This is a genomic window from Bifidobacterium sp., from assembly GCF_022640935.1.
Lineage (GTDB): Bacteria > Actinomycetota > Actinomycetes > Actinomycetales > Bifidobacteriaceae > Bifidobacterium.
Map to the genome: position 1 here is coordinate 1 of NZ_JALCCV010000014.1, position 21,789 is coordinate 21,789.

At 60.0% G+C, this 21,789-nt stretch carries 17 protein-coding genes, 1 tRNA gene, 1 rRNA gene and 1 pseudogene; 14 read left to right on the top strand and 6 right to left on the bottom strand.

Annotated elements, in window-relative coordinates:
• The 5 genes from rrf to LKG04_RS04765 form a co-directional block, all read left to right on the top strand.
• A 5S ribosomal RNA gene (gene rrf / locus LKG04_RS04745) occupies window positions 1-107 on the top strand; the annotation flags it as partial.
• A 169-nt stretch (window positions 108-276) separates the two neighbouring features.
• Entirely contained in the window at window positions 277-768 is a 492-nt protein-coding gene (locus LKG04_RS04750) for a hypothetical protein (protein WP_291761680.1), read from the top strand.
• Between the two features lie 526 nt (window positions 769-1,294).
• The gene (locus tag LKG04_RS04755) at window positions 1,295-1,942 is read left to right on the top strand and encodes a siderophore-interacting protein (RefSeq protein WP_291763355.1); all 648 of its coding nucleotides are present in this window, start codon (window positions 1,295-1,297) and stop codon (window positions 1,940-1,942) included.
• A gap of 219 nt (window positions 1,943-2,161) precedes the next feature.
• Complete coding sequence (locus LKG04_RS04760; RefSeq protein WP_291761684.1) at window positions 2,162-2,620, top strand: Fur family transcriptional regulator; 459 nt, start codon at window positions 2,162-2,164, stop codon at window positions 2,618-2,620.
• Between the two features lie 15 nt (window positions 2,621-2,635).
• Window positions 2,636-3,487: a YaaA family protein gene (locus LKG04_RS04765; protein WP_291761686.1), complete on the top strand. Its 852-nt coding sequence runs from the start codon at window positions 2,636-2,638 to the stop codon at window positions 3,485-3,487.
• A 141-nt stretch (window positions 3,488-3,628) separates the two neighbouring features.
• Here LKG04_RS04765 and LKG04_RS04770 read toward each other — a convergent pair whose 3' ends face one another.
• From LKG04_RS04770 to LKG04_RS04780, 3 genes are all read right to left on the bottom strand, one after another.
• Complete coding sequence (locus LKG04_RS04770) at window positions 3,629-4,051, bottom strand: hypothetical protein (RefSeq protein ID WP_291761688.1); 423 nt, start codon at window positions 4,049-4,051, stop codon at window positions 3,629-3,631.
• Window positions 4,052-4,095: 44 nt separating this feature from the next.
• Entirely contained in the window at window positions 4,096-6,195 is a 2,100-nt protein-coding gene (gene feoB / locus LKG04_RS04775) for a ferrous iron transport protein B (RefSeq protein WP_291761690.1), read from the bottom strand.
• 85 nt (window positions 6,196-6,280) lie between these two features.
• Window positions 6,281-6,508 carry a FeoA family protein gene (locus LKG04_RS04780; protein ID WP_291761692.1) on the bottom strand — a complete coding sequence of 76 codons (228 nt, stop codon included), beginning with the start codon at window positions 6,506-6,508 and terminating at the stop codon, window positions 6,281-6,283.
• A 487-nt stretch (window positions 6,509-6,995) separates the two neighbouring features.
• Between LKG04_RS04780 and LKG04_RS04785 the strand changes: the two genes are divergently transcribed.
• Window positions 6,996-7,069, top strand: a tRNA-Lys gene (locus tag LKG04_RS04785).
• Window positions 7,070-7,422: 353 nt separating this feature from the next.
• On the opposite strand, the gene LKG04_RS04790 is transcribed toward LKG04_RS04785, so the two are convergent.
• Window positions 7,423-8,121, bottom strand: coding sequence for a FadR/GntR family transcriptional regulator (locus LKG04_RS04790; protein ID WP_291761694.1), 699 nt, complete (start codon window positions 8,119-8,121; stop codon window positions 7,423-7,425).
• A gap of 283 nt (window positions 8,122-8,404) precedes the next feature.
• Between LKG04_RS04790 and LKG04_RS04795 the strand changes: the two genes are divergently transcribed.
• Both LKG04_RS04795 and LKG04_RS04800 read left to right on the top strand, forming a co-directional pair.
• A complete protein-coding gene (locus LKG04_RS04795; RefSeq protein WP_291761696.1) occupies window positions 8,405-9,658 on the top strand; it encodes an aminotransferase class V-fold PLP-dependent enzyme in 1,254 nt (417 codons plus the stop codon).
• Between the two features lie 317 nt (window positions 9,659-9,975).
• Window positions 9,976-11,185, top strand: a pseudogene (locus tag LKG04_RS04800) (glutamate--tRNA ligase family protein).
• A 349-nt stretch (window positions 11,186-11,534) separates the two neighbouring features.
• Here LKG04_RS04800 and LKG04_RS04805 read toward each other — a convergent pair.
• Window positions 11,535-11,837 (bottom strand): acylphosphatase, encoded by a 303-nt coding sequence (locus tag LKG04_RS04805; RefSeq protein ID WP_291761698.1) that lies wholly within the window; start codon window positions 11,835-11,837, stop codon window positions 11,535-11,537.
• Window positions 11,838-12,188: 351 nt separating this feature from the next.
• On the opposite strand from LKG04_RS04805, the gene LKG04_RS04810 reads away from it, so the two are divergent.
• The 3 genes from LKG04_RS04810 (at window position 12,189) to clpB (ending at window position 17,377) form a co-directional block, all read left to right on the top strand.
• Window positions 12,189-13,010, top strand: coding sequence for a YggS family pyridoxal phosphate-dependent enzyme (locus LKG04_RS04810; protein ID WP_291761699.1), 822 nt, complete (start codon window positions 12,189-12,191; stop codon window positions 13,008-13,010).
• 621 nt (window positions 13,011-13,631) lie between these two features.
• Window positions 13,632-14,447 (top strand): fumarylacetoacetate hydrolase family protein, encoded by an 816-nt coding sequence (locus LKG04_RS04815; RefSeq protein ID WP_291761701.1) that lies wholly within the window; start codon window positions 13,632-13,634, stop codon window positions 14,445-14,447.
• Between the two features lie 269 nt (window positions 14,448-14,716).
• Complete coding sequence (gene clpB / locus LKG04_RS04820; RefSeq protein WP_291761703.1) at window positions 14,717-17,377, top strand: ATP-dependent chaperone ClpB; 2,661 nt, start codon at window positions 14,717-14,719, stop codon at window positions 17,375-17,377.
• 269 nt (window positions 17,378-17,646) lie between these two features.
• Here the strand turns inward: clpB and LKG04_RS04825 are convergent, their stop codons facing one another.
• Window positions 17,647-18,528 carry a hypothetical protein gene (locus LKG04_RS04825; RefSeq protein ID WP_291761705.1) on the bottom strand — a complete coding sequence of 294 codons (882 nt, stop codon included), beginning with the start codon at window positions 18,526-18,528 and terminating at the stop codon, window positions 17,647-17,649.
• A gap of 448 nt (window positions 18,529-18,976) precedes the next feature.
• On the opposite strand from LKG04_RS04825, the gene LKG04_RS04830 reads away from it, so the two are divergent.
• The 3 genes from LKG04_RS04830 to LKG04_RS04840 all read left to right on the top strand — a co-directional run bounded on the left by LKG04_RS04830 (window position 18,977) and on the right by LKG04_RS04840 (window position 21,784).
• A complete protein-coding gene (locus tag LKG04_RS04830) occupies window positions 18,977-19,258 on the top strand; it encodes a metal-sensitive transcriptional regulator (RefSeq protein ID WP_291761745.1) in 282 nt (93 codons plus the stop codon).
• 146 nt (window positions 19,259-19,404) lie between these two features.
• Window positions 19,405-20,748 (top strand): DNA recombination protein RmuC, encoded by a 1,344-nt coding sequence (gene rmuC / locus LKG04_RS04835; protein WP_291761707.1) that lies wholly within the window; start codon window positions 19,405-19,407, stop codon window positions 20,746-20,748.
• A gap of 310 nt (window positions 20,749-21,058) precedes the next feature.
• Window positions 21,059-21,784, top strand: coding sequence for an orotate phosphoribosyltransferase (locus tag LKG04_RS04840; RefSeq protein ID WP_291761709.1), 726 nt, complete (start codon window positions 21,059-21,061; stop codon window positions 21,782-21,784).
• The last annotated feature ends 5 nt before the right edge of the window (window positions 21,785-21,789 follow it).

Consider the following 21,789-nt stretch of genomic DNA (forward strand, 5'->3'; position numbering starts at 1 on the left):
ATGGCCTGGGGGAGACGCCCGGTCCCATTCCGAACCCGGAAGCTAAGACCCAGCACGGCAATGGTACTGCACCCGACAGAGTGTGGGAGAGTAGCACACCGCCGCAAACAACACCTACAAAAGCCTCCGGCGGACAAAACCCACCGGAGGCTTTCCACATATCTACAACCCTATGCATCGCAACCCACCAGATCCTGTTTCAATTCCTTTTATCAGCGCCAGCCTCATCGAAGGGCGTGGCAACTGCTAGGCTCGGTTCTCGTGAAAATTGCGATTATGGGATACAGCGGAAGCGGTAAGTCAACGCTGGCGAGAACGATGGGCGAGCGCCGAGACATTTCGGTGCTCCATCTGGACATGGTCCAATTCCTGCCGCATTGGCAGGAGCGTCCCGATGACGAGCAGCGTCGTATCGTGCGTGCCTTCATGGACGAGCATAGCTCGTGGATTATCGACGGAAATTATTCCAAGCTGAACGTAGAGGGACGCTTGGAGTGCGCCGACCGAATTCTTCTGCTCCAGTTCAATCGTTTCGCTTGTCTATGGCGTGCCTTTCGGCGTATGAAAACATACCACGGCAAGTCCAGGCCCTCAATGGCCGACGGCTGTGCTGAGCGAATCGACTTCGCTTTCGCATGGTGGATACTCCATCGGGGACGCGATGCCGCGCATCGTGAGAGCTTTCGATCGATCGCCACGCGGTACGCCGCGAAAACCACGATCATCAGGAATCAGCGTCAGCTTGATGCGTATATCGCCAGTCTGTGAATCTAGCGAAATGCGATGGTTCGCGTGCTCTGCGCGGCGGACGAAGCCTGCCAGTTGCCAGCGAGAGGGGTGTCCTGTAGCATAGTTTTCTGGAAACGCCAGTCTGTCTGCAGTTTTCTGCAGGCATCGTAGGTGTAACTTATAGATTTAACGATAGTGCAGCTTGAAAGCAGCCACCGGTTGCACTGATCGGCGGACGTGGAGAACATCGGGCGGGTGAATTGCCCTGCGAGCATTGCGGCAGACATGTCGCGAGTCGCTGTGGCTGTTCGCATGATTCGCATGGAGTCTACAGGCATTTGCGTTGTATGCCGTGGCAAGGACGGCATCGTCGGGTGGTATGGAGAATCGGTGAAAACCGGATTGGAGATGCTTCGATGCAAGGATTCCTGACCGGTAATTTCGGCAGTTGCGCGTGGGGGCCGATCCGGTGAACCGTGGGTTGGGAGGGGCTATGCTCAAGGCCATGCATGCTCCAGAGTTCCGACTCAAAGCTGTTTCGACTGCCCTCGAGTGTGGCGGGCTAATGAAACGGGTATCGTTTTCCAGTCCCGACCAGCTTCCAGAGAGCCTGTTCGAGCCGGCGGCCTGGATGCGGCTGTGGTTCCCGGTCGGTTTCTGCCGCGAAGTGCAGCGAGGGTACACGGTGGCCGGCTATGCCCCTGATCGCAGCCGTGTGGATGTGAGCTTCTACCTGCATCAGACCAGTGGTCCAGCAGCATCGTGGGCGCTGCATGTGCACGCCGGCAGCATGCTCAATGCCAGTCTCGCAGGGTCGCGTCCCTTCACTGTCGACGAGCATTGCTCGGGGGTGCTTCTAGTCGGGGACGAGACCGCCTACCCGGCGATCAGGGCGATTGTGGATTCGTTGCCCGAGCGCGTGCGCGCGTATGTGCTGTTGACAGGCCGGCACGATCTTACGAGATTCATTGAATGCAATGAACGCGTGAAGGCATGGTACGTGCCGACGCAGAAAACGTTGCATGCCTTTATGAAGCTGAAAGACAAGCTGCAGATCGACAGCGCCGAGCCGGGCGTCTGGCGCTGCTGGGCGGCGGGGGAGTCATCGATGATGCGCGCGATCCGCGCGTCAATCCGTCATGTCGGCTCCCTGCCGAAAGACGATGCTTATGTGCAGGGGTACTGGGTTCGCCGGCGGTTGCTGGGGCTGTAGGACCGCAACGACTAGGGTCTGCATGCGAGGCGAGTGAAATCTCGACATGGCCGCATGGTTCCGGGTTGAATGGCTTAGCTCCGGCGAGAGGCATGCTCCGAGGAATAACAGTGGCAAAATCGTAACAGCTTGTGATAATGGATACCATTACATACGATTGGCGGTATGACGACGTGCGAATGGAATTACTTCGGGCTTAGCAGGGAGTGCTGAGCGCATATGGTGCATAGAGTCACCCGGGCGCGGGCGCTGATAGAGAAACAGCTGGAGGAAGACGACACCTTCGCCGCAGCGCAGACCGTGTACAATCGGCTCATCGCAAGGGGCCCGCATGTCGGCGTCGCCACGGTATACCGCAATCTGCAAAGCATGGCAGCCGATGGGAAAGTGGACTCCGTAAGCCGGAACGGCGAGGTATTTTACCGCTTGTGCAAAGACCATCGCCACCACCATGTCATCTGCCGGCACTGCGGCCGGGCCATTGAAATCGAGATCCCCGGGCTTGAGCAATGGGTGGGGAACAGGGCGCATTCTTTGGGGTTCTCCGACGTCACCCATGAGATCGACGTCTTCGGGCTGTGCGCGCAATGCCGTGCTCTTGAAGAGAACGGAACCGATGGCGGTGACGAGAGGCGCGCAGCGGCGGGACAGATTGGCAGCTGTGACATGTTGGCATGACGCTAGAATAGCGGGGTGCATATTCTGCTGCCGCCTTCCGAAGGCAAAACAACCCCTGTTGATGGGCCGGTGCTTGATCTTGATGGGTTGCCGTACCCGGAGCTCACGGCCGCTCGGCAGCAGGTGCTTGAGGCGCTGATTGCCGTGTCGAATCGGGATGATGCCGGCGAGATTCTGGGCGTGGGCGGGCGGATCATGCCCGAGGTCGTGGCACAGCGTGATATCCTCTCTGCGCACTGCGCCCCGGCGCGCGAGGTGTACACCGGCGTGCTGTATGAGGCAGCACAGTTGCGCAGCGGCGATGATGTCCTTATTTTCTCCGGGCTCTTCGGCGTCACGACCGGCGAGGATCTCATCCCGGCGTATCGGCTTTCGATGAACGTCTCGCTGCCGGGGATCGGCAGTCTTAAAGCGTTCTGGCGACGGGAATTGGCGCAGACAGGGCTGGGAGATTCGAATTGCAGGCAGGCGGATTCCGGAACGCGGCGCAGAGATGCGTGGAACCCGGCGAGCGGAAACCGACCGGGGGATGCGGAGATGCAGAGTGAAACGAATAAAGTAAATACTGCTGAGACTAGTATGACCCAGACCGGGGTCGATATGCGCTCCGGCGCATACCGGGTCACGGCGCCGCGCGGGGACTGGTGGGATTTGCGAGTCGTCGATTCGCGTGGCAAAGTGATCACGCATGCCGCCAAGCATTATCGTGGCCTGCTGGCTCGTGCGCTGCTCGATGCTGAACGTGCGCAAGGGTCAGTGCCGGGTGACGCGGCGCTTATCGATGTGGCGCAAGTCGCCGGCGCGCTGGGCCGCATCGAAATTATGCATGACGGGCTTCGCCATCATGTCACGCTGATACTCGAATAAGTCGTATTGAATCGCAAAGACCGGGATGAAGCAGTGTTTGTCCGTCTGGATTTGCCGGCCGACGCTGGATGGTCGTCGCTGCATTCATTTGACAGGCCCGGTCCCCTGCATTACGCGCTGCGCGTTGCCGACATGGTGATGTTATGCCTGTGCGGCTTGGCCCTTGTTCAGTTGATGTGATGATTGGCGTGCAGCTCTATGAGACGATATCGCGCGCCTCAATTTGCCTAATGCAGACTGTTGTTTGCGGATGCTAGTCGGCAGAATGGGGCAGCTGGCGCATACCATCGATTCGGGATCGGGGTGGCATGCGCCGCCGGCCGTGCAGTTTTCCGTGCGCAGCTCGAAGAAATCGAAGTCGCCGCTTGCGCGGGCCTGTTCGATGACAAGATTCACGAAGTCGAGTGGCAGACTCAAATCATGGGCCGCCATGCGTGGTGTTTTGCCGGAAGCTAAGATCTGCAGCACTTGCGTGGTAATCGGCGTGTTCGGCGTTGCCGAAGCGGTTTCGGGAATTGCCGTGACGTTGTGGAAACGTGGTTCTGCGGAATCGAGATGATGCACTGATGTGCCTGGAAGTTGCGTGAATGTCGTTAGCCTGAATCCGCTCATAGCAGCCGTCCGATCTGGAAGACGATAATCGCCAGAACGTATGCCACGGCGGGTCCCATCCCTACGGATTGGAGAGCGATTTTGCCGCTGTACTGCCGTCGTATTTCCGCGATTGTCGCGAGGCACGGCGTGTAGGCGAGCACGAAAATCATGAAGGCAGCGGCGGCGGCCGAAGCGTGCCCGCCGCTGGAACGCTCGAAGCTGGCGCGCACCGCCTGGCCTAAGGTGCCGGTGCCTTGCTGCTGTTCGGATTCGTTGCCCGAATCATGGATCGCGTAGCTTTGCGCCATCGAGCCAACCACGACTTCCTTGGCCACGAATCCGGTGATAAGCGCGGCCGAAGCATGCCAGTCGTTGAAGCCGGCGGGCTCGAAGACCGGCGCAACGCCCGAGGCTACTGCGCCATACAGTGAATTCTCGACCTCGTCGACATGGCCGAAGGTGTTGTTTCCGGCGGCTCCTGCACTGATGGGCATGGCGGCGAGCAGCCAGACAATGACGATCATCGTGATGATGATCGAGCTGGCGCCGGTGATGAACGCCCACAGCCGCAGCGCCACCGACTTGCCGAGCTGCAGTAGCTTGGGCATCTGGTACGGCGGCAGGCCCATCGCAAACGGCTGGGTGTGCAGGTCGCGGAACTGCGTTTTTCGCAGCGCGAGTCCGACAGCGAGGATGATCACAATGGACGCGACGTACATGAGGAATATCGCGAGTCCGGCGTAACGGCCGAAGAACGCGTAGGCCAAGACAATATAGACGCTCAGGCGCGCCGAGCATGAGGTGAACGGGATGAGCAGGCCGGTGAGCAGCCGCTGCCGCGAATCAGGCAGCGTGCGGGTCGAAGCCAATGCGGGCAGATTGCAGCCGAAGCCGACCACAAGCGGCAGGAAGGCCCGGCCATCGAGGCCGATCGCGCGCATCGCCCTGTCCATCACGAAGGCAGCCCGCGCGAGGTAGCCGGAATCCTCCAGCAACGAGAGAATGATGAACATAATGCCCATCGGCGGGATGAAGGTCAACACGGTGATGAAGCCATTGAGCAGGCCATCGACTATCAGCCCGTGGAACCAGCCTGCGAGGGACTCCTTGCCGGCGGCCAGCGTGAACGCCCATCCGACGCCGTCGGTCAGCCACTGGCGGAAGGTCACATCGAACCAGTCGATGAGTGGCCCGGCGAGCGTCGTGGTCGCCTCGAACACCGCGTACATCGCCGCGAGGAAGATCACGATGCCGGCTACGGGGTGGAGCAGCACCCGGTCGAGCTTGTCGGAGAAGGTCGACTTGTCGGCTGCGGGTTGCTTGCGGCTCAGCTCCGTGGCTTTGCCCGCGATCCAGGCGAAGCGCTCATCGGAGGTCTGCCGGGTCCAGCGCGATACCTCGTCCTGAGCTGCCTCGCGGCCGGGGACGGTTGCAGTGGTGACGGGGGGTATGTCAGGCAAGGCCTCTGCGGCCTGTGCCATGTTGTGTGCTGTCCGCGCTGCGCCAAGCTGTCGGCCGATGGCATCCAGCAACTCGTTCCTGCCCTTGCCGGTTCTGCCGTCGACCTGGATGAACGGGACGCCGGGGACGAGCGCGGCGAAATCGTTGATTTCCAACGTCGATCCCTGACGCCTCGCCAGATCGAGCATGCTCACCGCGACCACCAGCGGTCGGCCGAGGTCGATGAGCTGGCTGAGCAGATACAGCGACTTTGACGGAGAAGTGGCGTCCATCACCGCGACGATGGCATCGGGCTGCGGGTAGCCGTTCCGGCCCATCGCGGCCTCCGAGGACACCTGTTCGTCGGGGCTGATGGCGTCGAGCGAAGCCGTGCCCGGCGTGTCGATGAAATTCCACGCCGTCTCGTTGCGGCTGAGTTCCCCGGATTCCACGAGCACTGTCGTGCCCGGCGCGTTCATCACCGTGGCGTTCGCGCCCAGAATCGCGTTGAACAGCGTGGATTTGCCGACGTTCGGATTGCCCATGAAGACGATGCGCGGATTGCCGCTCGGCGCCTCATGGCCCATGCGGTGGTGGCCGGACGGCAGCAGCACGGCCAGTCCGCGGCGATGATGGTGGCCGCCGGAGTGCTCGGAATGTTCGGCACGCTCCATGTGGCCCATATCGTCAGCGCAATGACTATTTCGACCATCGCGCGCGGATATCTGCGCCTGCGACATCAACGGCACCTCGTTCGTCTCAATGCACCTGCACGAGAATGCGCCGCGCGGTGGCACCATCCAGCGCGATGCGTTCCGTGCCATGGGCGACAACGCGACCGCCGAAGCCGGCCTTCTGAATGACTCGCATGCGCTCATGCTCGCGGAAACCGAGTTCGCTCAGGCGGAAACGGTTGCGCAGCGTCAGATCGACCTTGCATATTTCGATCTCGACCCCCAAGGGGCACGTGCGCAACGAATCTGTCATACGAGCGAGAATAAACCCGCCAGCCTGTGCCTGTAAAGAGGTCGTATCTTGTCTTTATCCACTACAATCTGCAAATTCATGGCAAGAGCGACGCGATAGTTGTGAGCGGTGTGGCGTGCGGCGCGCCGGGTCAATCGAACGGCGCGAAAATCCTAAAGGAATGGCGACGCTGCTTCATTTACGACATCTGTCGCTGATAACTGTCGTGAATGAGACAGGGCTCGCTCGATTTTGCCTTATCTATTCCATTTGCCGTCGTTCACTGTCGGAACAAGACGGAGCTGTCCCTGGTGGCCGTAGCGACTGTTCGCTTTACGATTCGAAGATTTGGGTGCGTTGAATTTTCTGATGTGGTTGCGTTCTGGCCGTACCTCAGCCTGCGGCTGAGCTCCTCGCGCCCTTGGTGGGTGGCTCGTAGGCTCGACACGCCGGTTTGCGGGGAGGGGATTTACGAGTAAAGTAATCCCTCGGCTTGTGTATTAACCACGCCCCTATAGCTCAGTTGGCTAGAGCAGCTGACTCTTAATCAGCGTGTCCGGGGTTCGAGTCCCCGTGGGGGCACAAGTTCACACCCTTACAACTGCATGGTTGTAAGGGTTTTCGTATACTTGGCAAGTGTAGTGGCGTTACGGCTGGCATAGTCGGGTCGAGCATGGCGATGATTCGCCGATGCTCCAGTAACCGCAGAATGTGACGTTGACTTTGGGAAGGCACATTCCGTTGGCCAGGTAGTGGCGTGCTCAAGTGGCGAGCGTGGATTCCCTCGGCTGCTGGGTGTGTTCGCGGCGAGGAATACGCGGCCGCAGATGTCCCGCATGCCGAATCCCCGTTTCGCGCCTTCTTGATGATGAACGCCATCGCCGACGTCGATCTTGGTATTGTCAGCCGCTGCATGCCGAGCACAGGAAAGAACCCTAATCCGCCTGCCTTTCTGGTTGCGATTCGGGTTTGAGCACAGCCAGCCAGCCGCGCGTGGCATCGATGTGAGCGGACATCGCGCCTTTGGCCAGCATCGGGTCGTGGCGGCGAAATGCGTTGATGAGCTCGCGGTGACCGGCGTTGCTCGTTCTGAAGACCTCGATCCCGCGATTGGTGCGGAACAGGCGATAGTTGCTTGAACGCGATCTCATGACGTCGATCAAGGCTCTCGATGCCGGGCTGTTGGCGGCTTGGGCGATGAGCCCGTGGAATGCATTATCAAGCTCTGCGGTGTCGTCGGGGTGGATGGCCCCTTCGATCTCATGCTGGAGCCTGCTCAATTCGTCGATCTGCTCGCCTGTGATGAGCGCTGCCGCGCGTTCGGCCAGTGAAGCTTCCACGATCAGCCGCAGATCATACATATCGAGCAGTGACGGCAAAGGCATCAGGCCGATGGTCAGCGACAAGCTGGCGATAAGCTCCTCGGCGCTGAGCTTCTTCACGTAGATGCCCGAACCTTGACGGATGTCAACGACGTTCAGCGCGCCAAGCATCTGCAACGCCTCGCGCACCGGGCTGCGGGACATTCCCAGCATCTCGCACAGCTGCTCCTCGGAGGGGAGCTTGTCGCCCGGCTTGAATACCCCGTCTGCGATGAATCCGCGTATCGCGTCAAATGCCCCGCTGAGAGTCATACTGCGCCTCCAAAGCCGTGTCGCGCATAATCACGGTATTTCGATCATGCCCTCTGCCAGCGCTGTCCCCACTGGTTCAATATGCCGATCCCACCATAACGTATATACAAATCATCATATGAATATCAAAATTCAAGACGAATTTTAGCGAGAATCGGCATTTTTACACTTCTGAAACATGATTGTCACCAAATTGTTCATATGAATCCTATGGTTGTCTCAACGAATTACGTTGAACAGCTGAATTCAATACCGCAATGCTCCAACACCGCGAAGGACATCGATGACAACTACCGCCGCACCATCAACCCCAACGACCGCGGCCGCGCCAATCGTCGCGCCGGCCCCCATGCTTGATATCCATGGCCGCCCTGCTGCGCAAGCCTGGCAACTTGCGACCCCGACGCTCCATATCAATCATGGGTCGTTCGGCGCTGTGCCGACGCAAGTGTTGGCGTATCAGGCAGATCTGAAGGCGCAGATGGAATCTTCGCCCGTCAAATGGTTCATTGCCGCAACGGGGCTGATCAAGGAAAGCCGACGGAAAATGGCCGCCCTGCTCGGCACGAGCGAGGAGAACATGTCATTCGTGCCCAACGCCTCGGCTGGAGCCACAGTGGTATTGAATAGCATGGAGTTCGGGCCCGGGGACGAGATCCTCGTTTCGAATCATGGATACGGGGCAGTCGTCATGGGGGCGGAACGCAAGATCAAGGCGGCCGGAGGCATTCTTCGCACAGCACATATCCCGATCAATGCCACGGCAGACGATATCGTCTCCGCGTTCGAGGAGCGGCTCTCCTCATGCACGAAGCTGGTTATCACCGACGAAATCACTTCGCCGACCGCCATGCTCTTCCCCGTGAAGCGGATAGCTGAGCTGGCGCATCGCTACGGTGCGAGGGTGCTGATTGACGGCGCACATGCGCCGGGCCTCATCCGCGAGGATCCGCTCGATCTCGGCGCGGATTATTGGATAGGGAATCTGCATAAATTCGTCTGCTGCCCGCGTGGCTGCGCAATGCTCATCGTCAGTACCGAGCTCGCCCAAGGAGTGCACCCGCTGATCAATTCGTGGGGGCGGGACCTTCCATATCCTGAGCGATTCGACATGCAGGGCACACTCGACCAGACCAGCTATCTGTGCGCCCCATATACATACGAGTATATCGAGAATACCTTCGGATGGGACCGGGCCCGGCAGTACATCCAGACCCTTGCCGACTACGGCCAGGAACTGATCGCGGCCGCCTTCGAAAAGGAGACCGGAGAAAATCACCATGTGGACTATACGCAGCGGGCGCCGGGAATGCGGCTCGTCCGATTGCCCAAAGGCATCGGACAGGATCACGATTCCGATGACATGCTCAGAGACCGAGTTTCCGCTGCTTTCGACGTGGAAACCGCCTTCACCAGCTTTGACGGCATCGGCTACCTGCGGCTGTCATCGTTCATCTACAACACCGCGGCCGACTACCAGCGCTTCGCCGACGAATGCGTCCCCGCTCTGTGCCAATGGGCAAAGGAGAGCGCGTGATGGTAAACCACGTGCGATGAATGCGGAATAATGGGTACGTTGAAATGGAGTTGGACTCATGGCGAGCTCACGCCGGACTGCGCTGCATCCGTAGCGGGTTCGGCGTGAGCCTAGTACGAAGGCGAGGAGGGCGTGCCGGTGGCGGTGCCAATACTCGCCCTGTCGGGTTGCCGTTGTGCAGGTTTTTGCCTCGATGGTGAGACCGCGAGGGCCATGCATGCGGGACTGGTCGGGCATTGCATGCCAGTGGCATGTGCGAGCGTGCCCGCGGGAGCTGTCGGGTGAAAGGGCGATTCGCGCCGACGCCCTCCGGGCGCATGCATATCGGCAATGTTTATGCGATGTTGGCAGCTTGGCTGTCAGCGCGCGCTTGCCCCGACGGCCGTATTGCCTTACGCATCGAAGACATCGACGTGCCGCGCGTCGTGCCGGACGCCGACCGGTGGATCATGGACGATCTGGCGTGGCTGGGGCTGGATTGGGACGGCGAACCGGTGTATCAGTCGCAACGCGGCGAGATCTATGAGTCGGCGCTGCGGGCGCTCGAAAGCCGGGCGATGCCTGGCGCGAGGGAAGTCGGGACGGGCGCTGGTCTCGAGCTGGCTGCGTGCGCCAGAGACAATGGGGGTGGGCCCGTTCGAGAGGCGGACGGCGATCCGGAGCCGGGCGCTCGAGGCGCTTTCCCGTCGCTGATCTACCCGTGCTTCTGTTCGCGTGCGGAAATCCGGGCGGCATCGGCGCCGCAGGAGGGCGACGGCTTCACGGTGTATCCCGGGAAGTGCCGCAGGCTGCTGCTGGAGCACCCTGACATGGTGTCCGGCAGGCTGGCGGCAGGCGACCGTCATTCGCTTCGCGTCGCAGTGCCTGAGGCTGGGTCGTCGGCCGCTTCGCGTCGCAGTGCCTGAGGCTGGGTCGTCGGCCGCTTCGATCGTTTTCGAGGATCGGATATTCGGCGTGCAACGCTTCGATCTCGGCCATGATGTGGGCGACTCGGTCGTGCGCCGGTCAGACGGACTGTTCTCCTACCAGCTGGTCGTGGTCGTCGATGATCTGCTTATGGGCGTGGATGATATCGTGCGCGGACGTGATCTGCTGCGCTCCACCGCATTGCAGATCTGGATTCGAGAGCAGCTGCTTGCCGCCGGGTTCGGGCTTGGCGCTGTGCGCGGGTTTGAGGAATATGCAGCGGTTTCCGGTGCAGGACAAACGCTGAACGCGACGAATCCGCACTATACGCATCTGCCGCTGATTGACGATGCCGCGGGACGCAGATTGGCTAAGCGCGACCGCGATCTCGACATGAATACGCTGCGTGATTCCGGAGTCGATCCCCGTCAAATCATCGGGTATTGCGCGTGGCTGCTGGGCCTGCGCGCGCCGGGCGGCTCCGGCTCCATCCCCATGACGCCAGGTGAAGCATTGCAGTTGTTCAGGCGCGATGGCTGGAACGCTCTGCGAGCGGGCAGCGCGGACCGTGAGATTGGATTGAGCACGATGACTCATTTCATGGATTGCAGAAATGCATAACCATGGCCGAGTATGTATCTCGCCTAGCTGTAACGGATTCAATCGCTTTCAGAGGCATATCTGCCTTATCTGCAGCGCGGATATCAGGTCATTGCCTATAGCGACGGCTGAAAATGGCCGTTGTGCCTGTGCCATATCCGGCATGCCGCCGCAAAGGCGCTATATGTAAGGGAGGCAGACCTTCGGCTGCTGGGAAATCAACTACAGATAACGCAGATATGCCCTGCGCGGCCCGTCTTCGTGAAGTAGATGCCAAGCGGCACAGCGTTGCGCAGAGGTGTCTGTAGCCAAACCACATAGGCTTTCAGTCTTTTTTCAAAGGAGTCACGTTGCGGCCGTGCGACCGGTCTCAGTATCCGGATTCCACGCGGAATTCCTTGGCATCGGCGCCGTGGCAAAGCGTGATTGGTCGAGCTTCCACGTTGCTCACCTGTGCCCAGCGCGGGCCAAGTTTGAGCTGAGAGAGGAACTGCGCGATGTTTGTGCGACCGCCTTGCGCCTCGGCTTCGACCGAGCCGTCGGCGCAGTTGCGTACCCAGCCGGTGAGACTGAGCCGCCGCGCCGCATTGAACGCGAAGTAGCGATAGCCGACGCCTTGCACAAGACCGGTCACCCGCGCATGAATCCGAATCTCCTCCACAGTGTCGTTCACGCGCAGCGCCTCCGATCATCGATGTCACTCATGTGCAACCCCTCCGCCCCCAAGTCCGTTCCATCTTCGCCAGATTGTCGGCAAGATAGATATATCAGCCCCAGCAGGCGTTTGCGCGTTTCGCATTCGTGCCTCCGCACGCGCCGGCGCCGCCATCCCGCACTCTCCCCATCTCTCGTCATCTCTCGTCATGATTCACCATAACGCGCTTTGCCCACGCAATCCAATGCAGAGCATTGCGTCTATAGCAACGTGCCATAATCATGCGGTATAGCGCCCTCGGCCAATTCCGCGCTCTTCGGCGCCTGCGCGGCTACGATGGAAAAGGCGAAACGAGATGGGGAGACAGGCATGACGTCGTATATGGAGCACAGGGACTTGGCGAACGAGATCACCGAGGCAGCGCGTGCGCAGGAGATCGCCGATAACGTGCGCCGTACGCTTGATCGCATACGGGCGGCTGAGGCGTCGGCTGGCCGGGAGCCGGGTTCGGTGCGGCTGCTGGCGGCGACAAAGACCCGCGACGTCGGTGAGATCATGGCTGCGATCGGCGCAGGTATTCGCATGATCGGCGAAAATCGGCCGCAGGAAATCACGGCGAAGGCCGCTGGGCTGCGTCGGATGTGCGCCGAGCGTGGGTTCGCATTGGGCCGCGACGAGAGCGATGGCAGTGACGGCGGCTCAATCCATATCCCTTTCCATCTCATCGGGCAACTGCAGACGAACAAGATCGGCAAGGTGCTTCCCGTGGTGGACTCGATCGAATCCGTGGATTCGCTGGCGCTCGCCGAGCGTATCGCGCGTCGTGCGGTTGCGCGCGGCATCGAGGTCGGCGTGCTGCTCGAGGTGAATGAATCGGGCGAATCGTCCAAGTCGGGTTGCAATCCTAAGAATGCAATCGATATCGCCACGCGCATCGGTATCATGGGCGGTTTGCGGTTGCAAGGTCTGATGACCATCGGCGCGCATGTGGACGACGAATACGCGATCCGCAAGGGGTTCGAGCGTCTGCGGAACACACGCGGGCTGATTCTCGAATCCAAAGCCCCCGGCGTCGAAGGCTGCACTGAGCTTTCGATGGGCATGACCGGCGATATGGAATACGCGATTGCGGAAGGTTCGACGATTGTGCGTGTGGGCACCGGCCTGTTTGGTGAGCGCGAATTCATCTGAGGTCGAGTCGAATTTCGGGATTCTGATTACGTGCGGTGATATCGTGCTGCATTGTCTTTGAACGGCGTTTTCTTGTTTAACCATGTATTCAGCAGATCGCTGGGTGAAACTGTCCGTATGAGGCTCCTCGGAACGGTATTGGCTATCGAGAAACGGCCAGATTCCAAGGATTTCATGAAGGCCGGAACAAGGGTGTACTTTCGCAAGTGCTGAATAGACGAAAAAAGTGCTGAATGGACGATCAATGCCGCGTATCAAGCGCATTCGGAGGGTGTTGATGGTGGCGGCAAAGACGATACACGGCACCGCCTTCCATGCGCGCATCTGGCGGAAATATAACGCTGAGAAAAGTTACCGGTGCTGATGTTCTCAGCACTTTTTTTGCCTAGTAAGCACTCGACAAAGTATCCACCAAAATCAACGAGCACCGTTTTGGCGGAATACCGCCATTCCTGATTTCCCGTGGGCGTGCGTGTAGCATATCGATGCCGTTGAAAATGCATAAATCTGCTTAGTCAAAAATTCGCAAGGGGAATCTGCGAGTCTGCGAACTTTTCGCGCTGCTTCAAGGTTCCGGGTGGTGATAACCCCGCTGACGCATGTCGGCGGTAGGGTAGTCGTATGAGAATCGCACGCTTTTCACATAATGACGTTCCGCAGTATGCCTTTGTGCAACGGGACAGCTCCGACGGCCGGGACTACTTGGTGGCGCTTGACGGCTTCCCCTTTGGCGCACAACCGGTGCAGCCTACGGGGAAACGCTATGAGCTGGACGGGGAGGGCATCCGGCTGCTGTCCCCGGTGATTCCTTCGAAGGTGTATGGCCTGGCGAAAAACTACGAGGCCCACGCCGAGTTCATGCATGAGCACGGGCACTCGGAGATCGCCCATGCCCCTGAAGACATGGTGATCTTCATGAAGCCGAGCACCTCGGTGGCCGGACCGGACGACCCGATTGTGCTTCCGCCGTATTCGCACGACATGAACTTCGAGCCTGAGGTCGCCGTGGTGATTGGCCGCATCGCCAAGAACGTGCCGGTGGAGCATGCCATGGACTATGTGCTCGGCTTCACTTGCGTCAACGATGTGACGCTGCGCGACCTGCAGGGACCCGACCCGATGTGGACGCGAGCCAAGGGCTTCGACACCGCCTGCCCGCTTGGGCCTTGGATTCAGACTGAGCTGAACTGGAAGGACGCGAAGATCTCCTTCTCGCTCAACGGCGAGGATGTGCCGAAGGCCAGTGGTACCACGGCGAATCTGATCCATGGCATCCCCGAGCAGGTCGCAGCCATTTCCAGCTTCGCGACGCTCCTTCCGGGCGACGTCATCATGACCGGGACTCCTGACGCTTCAGGACATCTGGACCCGGGCGATGAGCCGGTGGTGCATGTCGAAGGCATCGGCTCGCTGCGCAATGTGGTGGTGCGCGCGTAGCATTCGCTGGCCATACTGGTTGTGCCGGGTGATACAGCAACTTCGCAATTGATTACAAGTCTCCGAGGCTTCCAAAATCTCCGGAGAACTCTCCGTATGGAGCAGGTGTCACTGCGAGCTCCAAAACTTGAGTCTTTCACGCTCAAGTTTTGGGAATAGAATGGTGACTGTCTTGGTTAAACATATCAGACATTGATGTGATGCGCCGCAGACATGCCCCGGGGACGGCCTAGGGCGGCTGGCTGCGGCGCCTGACGACGGAGGTTGATATGGAACAGAAGTTCACCACAATGGCCCAGCAGGCGCTCAGCGACGCCATCCAAAGCGCGTCGGCGGCCGGCAATGCGCAGGTTGATACGCTGCATCTCACGGATGCATTGCTGCGTCAAGAAAACGGCGTGGTGCCGGCGCTTATCCAGGCCGTTGGAGGCGATCCGCAGCGCATCGGATCCGAAGTGCGCAATGCGCTGGTGGCTTTGCCAAGCGCCAGCGGTTCGACGACGTCCCAGCCGGATGCCAGCCGTCAGTTGTCCATGGCGCTGACGCAGGCCGAGAAGGAAATGCGGCAGATGGGCGACGACTACGTGTCCACCGAGCATTTGTTGATTGGCGTCGCACAGGCCGTGCCGAACAAGGTAGCGGATATCTTGAATTCCAACGGTGTGACCGTCGCGGCGCTGCGCAAGGCCGTGCCGCAGATTCGCGGTGGCAAGAAAGTCACCAGCGCGGATGCCGAGGGCAATTACAAGGCCTTGGAGAAATATTCGACCGATCTGACGGCTGCGGCGAAAGACGGCAAGCTCGACCCGGTGATCGGGCGAGATCAGGAAGTCCGACGCGTCATGCAGATCCTGTCCCGGCGCACCAAGAACAACCCGGTGCTGATCGGCGAGCCGGGCGTCGGCAAAACCGCTGTGGTCGAAGGTTTGGCGCAGCGCATCGTGGCCGGCGACGTGCCGAGCACGCTGCAGAACAAGCGGCTTATCAGCTTGGATCTCGGTTCGATGGTGGCCGGCTCGAAGTACCGTGGCGAGTTCGAAGAGCGGCTCAAGTCGGTACTCGAGGAGATCAAGAACGCCGACGGGCAGATCATCACCTTCATTGACGAGATTCACACCATCGTCGGGGCGGGCGCCGCCGAGGGCTCGATGGACGCGGGCAATATGCTCAAGCCCATGCTGGCCAGGGGCGAGTTGCGCCTGATCGGCGCGACGACGTTGGATGAATACCGCGAGAACATCGAGAAGGATCCGGCGCTCGAGCGCCGGTTCCAGCAGGTATTCGTCGGCGAGCCGAGCGTGGAGGACACGGTGGCGATTCTTCGCGGGCTCAAGCAGCGCTACGAGGCCCATCACAAGGTGACGATCGGCGACGATGCGCTCGTAGCTGCGGCCACGCTGTCGAACCGTTACATATCCGGGCGTCAGCTGCCCGACAAGGCCATTGACCTGGTCGACGAGGCTGCGGCGCATCTGCGCATGGAGCTCGATTCGCAGCCCGAGGAGATCGACGAGCTGCAGCGCAAGGTCACGCGCTTGGAAATGGAGCAGATGCAGCTCAAGAAGGCGCAGGACCCGGCTTCAAAGGCTCGCCTTGAGAAGATCGAGTCCGACATGGCCGACGCTCGTGAGAAGCTCAGTGGATTGCAAGCGCGGTGGGATGCGGAGAAGGCCGGCCATAACAAGGTCGGAGAGTTGCGCGCTCAACTTGATGCCAAGCGCGTCGAGGCCGACAAGTTCACCCGCGAGGGCAACCTCGAGGCGGCTAGCCGCATTCTGTACGGCGAGATCCCTTCAATCCAGAAAGAGCTAGCGGCGGCTGAGCATGCGGATGGCGATGCGGGTGCTGACGGTGGCGTGAGTGATTCTGATGGAAGCGTGGCCGGAAATGCGTCTGGCGGCGAACCGATGGTCCCGGACCATGTGGACGCCGATTCCGTGGCGGGCATCGTCTCCGAATGGACCGGCATCCCGGTGGGCCGCCTCATGCAGGGCGAGAACGAGAAGCTGCTGCATATGGAGGGTGCGCTCTCCAGGCGGGTCATCGGCCAGGGCGAAGCCATTCGTGCAGTCTCCGATGCCGTGCGCCGCTCGCGCGCCGGCATCTCGGACCCGAACCGCCCGACTGGCTCCTTCCTGTTCCTGGGCCCGACCGGCGTGGGCAAGACCGAGCTGGCGAAGGCGCTCGCCGACTTTCTGTTTGACGACGAGAAGGCCATGGTGCGCATCGACATGTCCGAATACATGGAGAAAGCCTCCGTGTCCCGCCTGATCGGCGCGGCGCCGGGTTACATCGGCTACGAGGAGGGCGGTCAGCTCACCGAGGCCGTGCGGCGCAGGCCGTATTCGGTCGTGCTGTTCGACGAGGTTGAGAAGGCCAATCCGGAGGTCTTCGACGTGCTGCTGCAGGTGTTGGACGATGGTCGCTTGACCGACGGCCAAGGCCGCACGGTCGACTTTAAGAACACGATTCTCATCATGACCTCGAACCTCGGCTCGCAGTTCCTCGTGCAGCCGGGCCTCGATGATGATGCGAAGCGCAATGCGGTGATGGATGCGGTGCATGCGCAGTTCAAGCCCGAATTCATCAACCGTTTGGATGATCTCATCATCTTCCACCCGTTGACGCGCCAAGAGCTTGGTGGCATCGTCAACATTCAGGTCAAGCAGGTCGCGGCTAGGCTCACTGACCGCCGGATCCGGCTCGACGTGACCGACGCGGCCCGTGAATGGCTGGCGAATATGGGCTACGATCCGGCATATGGCGCGCGGCCCTTGCGCCGCTTGGTACAGACCGAGGTCGGCGACCAGATGGCGCGTATGCTGCTGGCCGGCCAGGTGCACGATGGCGACACCGTGCTCGTGGATCAGACCGGCGGCGAGCACCTCGAGCTGAGCACCATGCCCGAAGACCCATTAGCTGAGCCGTGAAGCGGAGAGCCCGGTGGGCTCTCCGCGGGCGAGGTGAGACTCCGCCAAGGGGCCGAAGCGGACGACTGAAAATTGGAGTGCGGGTGTTCAATCGGATGTGGGCGCGAGGGATTTTCCGCAGCCGAACCGTTAAATGAACATCACGGTGTGCTGTTCATAGCCGAGGTGAACGACCGCCAAGGTCGTGACGGCCCCGCTAAGGCTGCGAGGGACGGTGCCGCGGGCACCGTCCCTCGCAGGCGAGGTTAGGGACTCGTTTGAAGCCGTGATCAGTGTCGGCTGATTTTTTCGGATGCTTCGGAACGTCCGAGCGCCATCCATACGATCGACATGACAAGCCCTGCGAGCATAAGCACATTTGAGGCGAAAATCACGGCCAAAGCGAGCCGCGGCTGAGGCCCGAAGACGATTTCGATGGCGAAAGCCCAGATGGCGATGAGGAGAACTGTCGGCACGACGACGCGTGAAATTCGCTCCTGCCTTGCGAGCCGGCGTTCATTGCCTGTGGCTGACCGTGCGCCAATCCGCATGTCGGAATGCTTGGATGCGATGTAATGGCATAGCAGAGCCAAGGTGATAGCCGCTCCCATCGAGGCGAATCCCCACTCGTGAAGTCCCTCGGGCAGCAGGCTCGGTGCGACGCAGAGAGCCAGGCTGTAGAGGTATGCCACGCCGGAGCCGAGGGAGACCAGCGAATCGGTGTTTGCGATGCGGTTCGACAGGGCCGCCCAGCCTACGCGGTGAATGGGCGCCCCGCACGAGAATAGAATCGGAGTAGCTGCGATGGCCCGAAGCCATGGGCTTGCGATCCAAGATGGCAGGGGATTGCCTCTGGAGATGTACAGCACCGTCGTGATGATGATCGCCGCCGTCAGAGCCGCGCTGATCAGCGTGAGTCTGGCCAGCCGCCGAGTGGCTTCCCGATTGTTTTGGGCGTCGCCAGCGGTTCCTCCGACTGAGTTTGCCATAGTCGCGACGGTCCCGGCTGTACTCTTGCCATCCGTGAAGTAGGAGGCGAGAAAAGCGCGTGCTGCGCGTTCCGAACTCATGTCCGCATCGCTGCGGGAGCCGAAAAACAGCCACAACGTCAGCCATGTAAGGAATATGGCCAGAATCATGGCCACCACGGCCATAAACAGATCGAATCCCACCGGTTCCTCCCTCTGCCTTTCAACACACTATTTTCGCAGCTTTTGCGGTCGCGTCTGATCGAAATGCCGCTCTTGGTGCAAAATAAGCGCATGGCGGGCGATTGTTTAACGCGTCGAAATGTCTTGGTGTGTCGAAGCCGTTGCTCTATGCCCTGCGTGTTTCCCATATTCTGTCGTACGGTAACTCTGATGTGCCATAGGAAACGTAATGTTGCAGAGTCCGATGCCATGATATTGGGCACGGTGGCCCCGGTTGCCTCGAGGGCGTTGCGCCTAAGGCGCGATCAGGGTGGCGAAGGACTAAGGTTGATTTAAAATATACCCTAGGTGGGTATAGATAATAGGTGTAAAAGATGGCGTTAGATGGCGCGGCTCGCCAAAACGAAATGCAACTGCGTCCGGAAATATAAACGACCGGAAAGACCTCACGAAGGAGCAGATGAAGATCATGCATGGCTATGGGCAGGACAAAACCAAGGTGCTGGGACGGCTGCACCGCGTCGAGGGGCAGGTACATGCCATCGCCCAGATGGTCGAGGAGGATGCGTACTGCATAGATGTCCTCACGCAGATCGCAGCGGCGAACTCGGGGCTGAAGTCTGTCGCGTTGCTGCTGCTTGACGACCATCTCAATCATTGTGTCCGGCAGGCTTCAGAACAAGGCGGCGACGTGGCTGATGAGAAGTTGGCGGAGGCCTCGGCGGCCATCGGCAGACTCGTTAAGTCGTGAGCGCTGCCATGCGAGAGGGCAGGTGAGACCGGTGGTTTTTGAACGGCCGCACAATTTGGCTGCGTGGCCGCCGCGTAATGGGGCATCTGATCCGGCTGTTTTCGCGGCGTGTTACCCGGTCCACGGCATGCATTGTAATAGAACATATGTTCGATAATCCTGCGGTTGATATAGTGCTGGTGCTTCTCGTGGCGGTCTTGGGGCTGTTCGCGGGATTTGTGCTGGGCAAGGCCAAGGGAAGGGACGCCGCGCGAGGAGCCAACGATGCCGAGCTTGACGAGCAGAGGGCACTGAATGCGCAGGCTTCTCGCCAGATCGGTGAGCTGACCGCCCAATGCGCCCAATATCAGGCCCGAGGCGAAGGACTGAATCGGCAGCTGGCGTTCGTTACGTCACAGCTTGCCCAGGCGCAGCACGCCGAGCAGATCCGGCTGGATCGTGAGCGGGAGCGTGCGGAGGCCGAGGCGCAGCGAAAACAGGAAGAGCAGGCCAAGGCCATGGCTGAGCAGGGCAAAGTGCTGTCGGCGCTCGCCCCGGTACAGAAAAATCTTGATACTTTGCAGCAGAAGGTCGCGCAGATCGAGGAAGGCCGCAAACACGAGATGGGTGCCTTGGGCGAGCAGCTCAAAGGCTTGGGCGAGCAGCAGAACCGGCTCGACAAAGAGACCAGCTCGTTGTCTGCCGCGCTGCGCAACAACAAGGTGCGCGGCGCATGGGGCGAGGCGCAGCTCAAGAATATCGTGGAATCAGCAGGGCTGCTGGAGCACGTGGATTTCGATACGCAGGTCGTCGTCTCCGATCCCGAAGGCCACGTCCAGCGCCCCGACATGGTAGTGCATCTGCCGGGCGGCAAGTCGATACCGATCGACGCAAAAGTGCCGTATTCGGACTACCAGCGTGCCTGTGAGATTCCGGAAAACGCTTCGCCCGAGGAGCTGGAGCGACGCAGCGCGTTGCTGCATGCGCATGCGCATGCTGTGCGCGAGCATGTCAAAACCCTGGGCGACAAAGCATATTGGAACGCCTTCGAAACTGCGCCTGACTTCGTGGTCGCCTTCATCCCCAATGAATCGTTGTTGCAGGCGGCGCTCGAAGCTGATCCGACGCTGATGGATGATGCCTTCGCGCGCAAAGTCGCGCTCACTTCGCCTGTCACTTTGTGGGCGGTGCTCAAGTCGGTCGCCTTCGCCTGGCAGCAGCAAAGCCTGACCGATGACGCCAAAATGCTGTTCGATCTTTCTCGCGAACTGTATGAGCGTTTCTCGGTGCTGGGAGACAAGGCGAACAAGCTCGGCACAGCCATATCGCGCACGGTCGGAGCCTACAACCAATTCGCCTCGTCCTTGGAATCCCGTGTGCTCGTAACGGCTCGTAAGCTGCAGAAGATCGACCACAGCAAAGTCATAGAACCGGTCGGGATCATCGAACCGGACAAGGCCAACATACGAGAACTCACCGCGCCCGAAGTCCAATCCGAATCCGAGGAATGATCGGGCGAGTGTGTGAGCCCGCGGAGAGGCTTGGTTGCTTGGCGGATTAGCGTTCTCGTTATTGAACATTCCGGAGGCGAAAAGTATCGGCATATTGGGATGCCACGGCTATGGTTCGTTGCTGTAGGCGCGCCTGCGAACATGGCGCTGTGCAATAGTGGCAGGCTGTGTGATGCGGAGGTTCGGCGTGGCGTGAGGCGATCTCGGACTATGACGGCGAGACGGGTTACGCTATGCATGTGAACGATGGTTGCAAGAACGATAGGCTTAGGTTCGAGGCAAAAACGCGGATGCTGCGAAAGGAGCTGCTATGACTGCGAATGAACGAGTTTCCTTAGCGTTATCCGGCAGCGGCGAACATAATGACGGCGCCGGGACTGATGCAGGCAGGGACAACAGGGCCGAACTTCAGCAGATGCTGCACGACGCTGTTGCGGGCAGGCCGTTCAGCGAACTGTCGTCGGTGACTTTTGACCATCGCGGTATCGCGTTAGCCGGCGAGATGCTGCTTGCCGCTTTGCGAGAACGGGGCTTCGGACTTGAGGACTTCGACGCAGTGGGCGCCTTGACGGCTGCTGCAGTGCCGCTGGTCATCGCTGTCATGCAGGCGGCCGCGAGGCGAGCCAAGGCGATTGACGGCTTCGTCATGGATTTTGTCTATCCGTCGGTCAAAGGGCCGTCGATCCGAGACAAACGCGTGATACTGCTTGATTCTTGGCTGTCCGAAAAATCCTATGTGCAAACCTCCTCACTGGTGACGCTGCGCAACGGCAACGAATTGAACCTCGACTTCAGCATCGTCGGGCATGAGCAGGCGCAGGTGCTTGCTGTCGTTGCGCTCATTGGCGGTCTTGGCGCGAACGATAGCACAGCAGAAGACGGAAGCAGGACCGCCGAAACAGAAGATGAAGGTGCGTTTGGCACCCAGAATGAAGCGGATGATGCCGAGTCGATAGAGATCGTCAATACGGTGAATGATTCACGGTATTCCGTCCCATTCGTCCAAGTGTTCGAAGAGCGTGATTTGCGTGAGTGACGTTG

Excerpts from the sequence above, each read along its gene's own strand:
- LKG04_RS04750 (WP_291761680.1), top strand. The coding sequence starts at position 277 with ATGGGATACAGCGGAAGCGGTAAGTCAACGCTGGCGAGAACGATGGGC.
- LKG04_RS04755 (WP_291763355.1), top strand. The coding sequence starts at position 1,295 with ATGAAACGGGTATCGTTTTCCAGTCCCGACCAGCTTCCAGAGAGCCTG.
- LKG04_RS04760 (WP_291761684.1), top strand. The coding sequence starts at position 2,162 with ATGGTGCATAGAGTCACCCGGGCGCGGGCGCTGATAGAGAAACAGCTG.
- feoB (WP_291761690.1), bottom strand. The coding sequence starts at position 6,195 with ATGGAGCGTGCCGAACATTCCGAGCACTCCGGCGGCCACCATCATCGC.
- LKG04_RS04780 (WP_291761692.1), bottom strand. The coding sequence starts at position 6,508 with ATGACAGATTCGTTGCGCACGTGCCCCTTGGGGGTCGAGATCGAAATA.
- LKG04_RS04790 (WP_291761694.1), bottom strand. The coding sequence starts at position 8,121 with ATGACTCTCAGCGGGGCATTTGACGCGATACGCGGATTCATCGCAGAC.
- LKG04_RS04795 (WP_291761696.1), top strand. The coding sequence starts at position 8,405 with ATGACAACTACCGCCGCACCATCAACCCCAACGACCGCGGCCGCGCCA.
- LKG04_RS04810 (WP_291761699.1), top strand. The coding sequence starts at position 12,189 with ATGACGTCGTATATGGAGCACAGGGACTTGGCGAACGAGATCACCGAG.
- LKG04_RS04815 (WP_291761701.1), top strand. The coding sequence starts at position 13,632 with ATGAGAATCGCACGCTTTTCACATAATGACGTTCCGCAGTATGCCTTT.
- clpB (WP_291761703.1), top strand. The coding sequence starts at position 14,717 with ATGGAACAGAAGTTCACCACAATGGCCCAGCAGGCGCTCAGCGACGCC.
- LKG04_RS04830 (WP_291761745.1), top strand. The coding sequence starts at position 18,977 with ATGCATGGCTATGGGCAGGACAAAACCAAGGTGCTGGGACGGCTGCAC.
- rmuC (WP_291761707.1), top strand. The coding sequence starts at position 19,405 with ATGTTCGATAATCCTGCGGTTGATATAGTGCTGGTGCTTCTCGTGGCG.
- LKG04_RS04840 (WP_291761709.1), top strand. The coding sequence starts at position 21,059 with ATGACTGCGAATGAACGAGTTTCCTTAGCGTTATCCGGCAGCGGCGAA.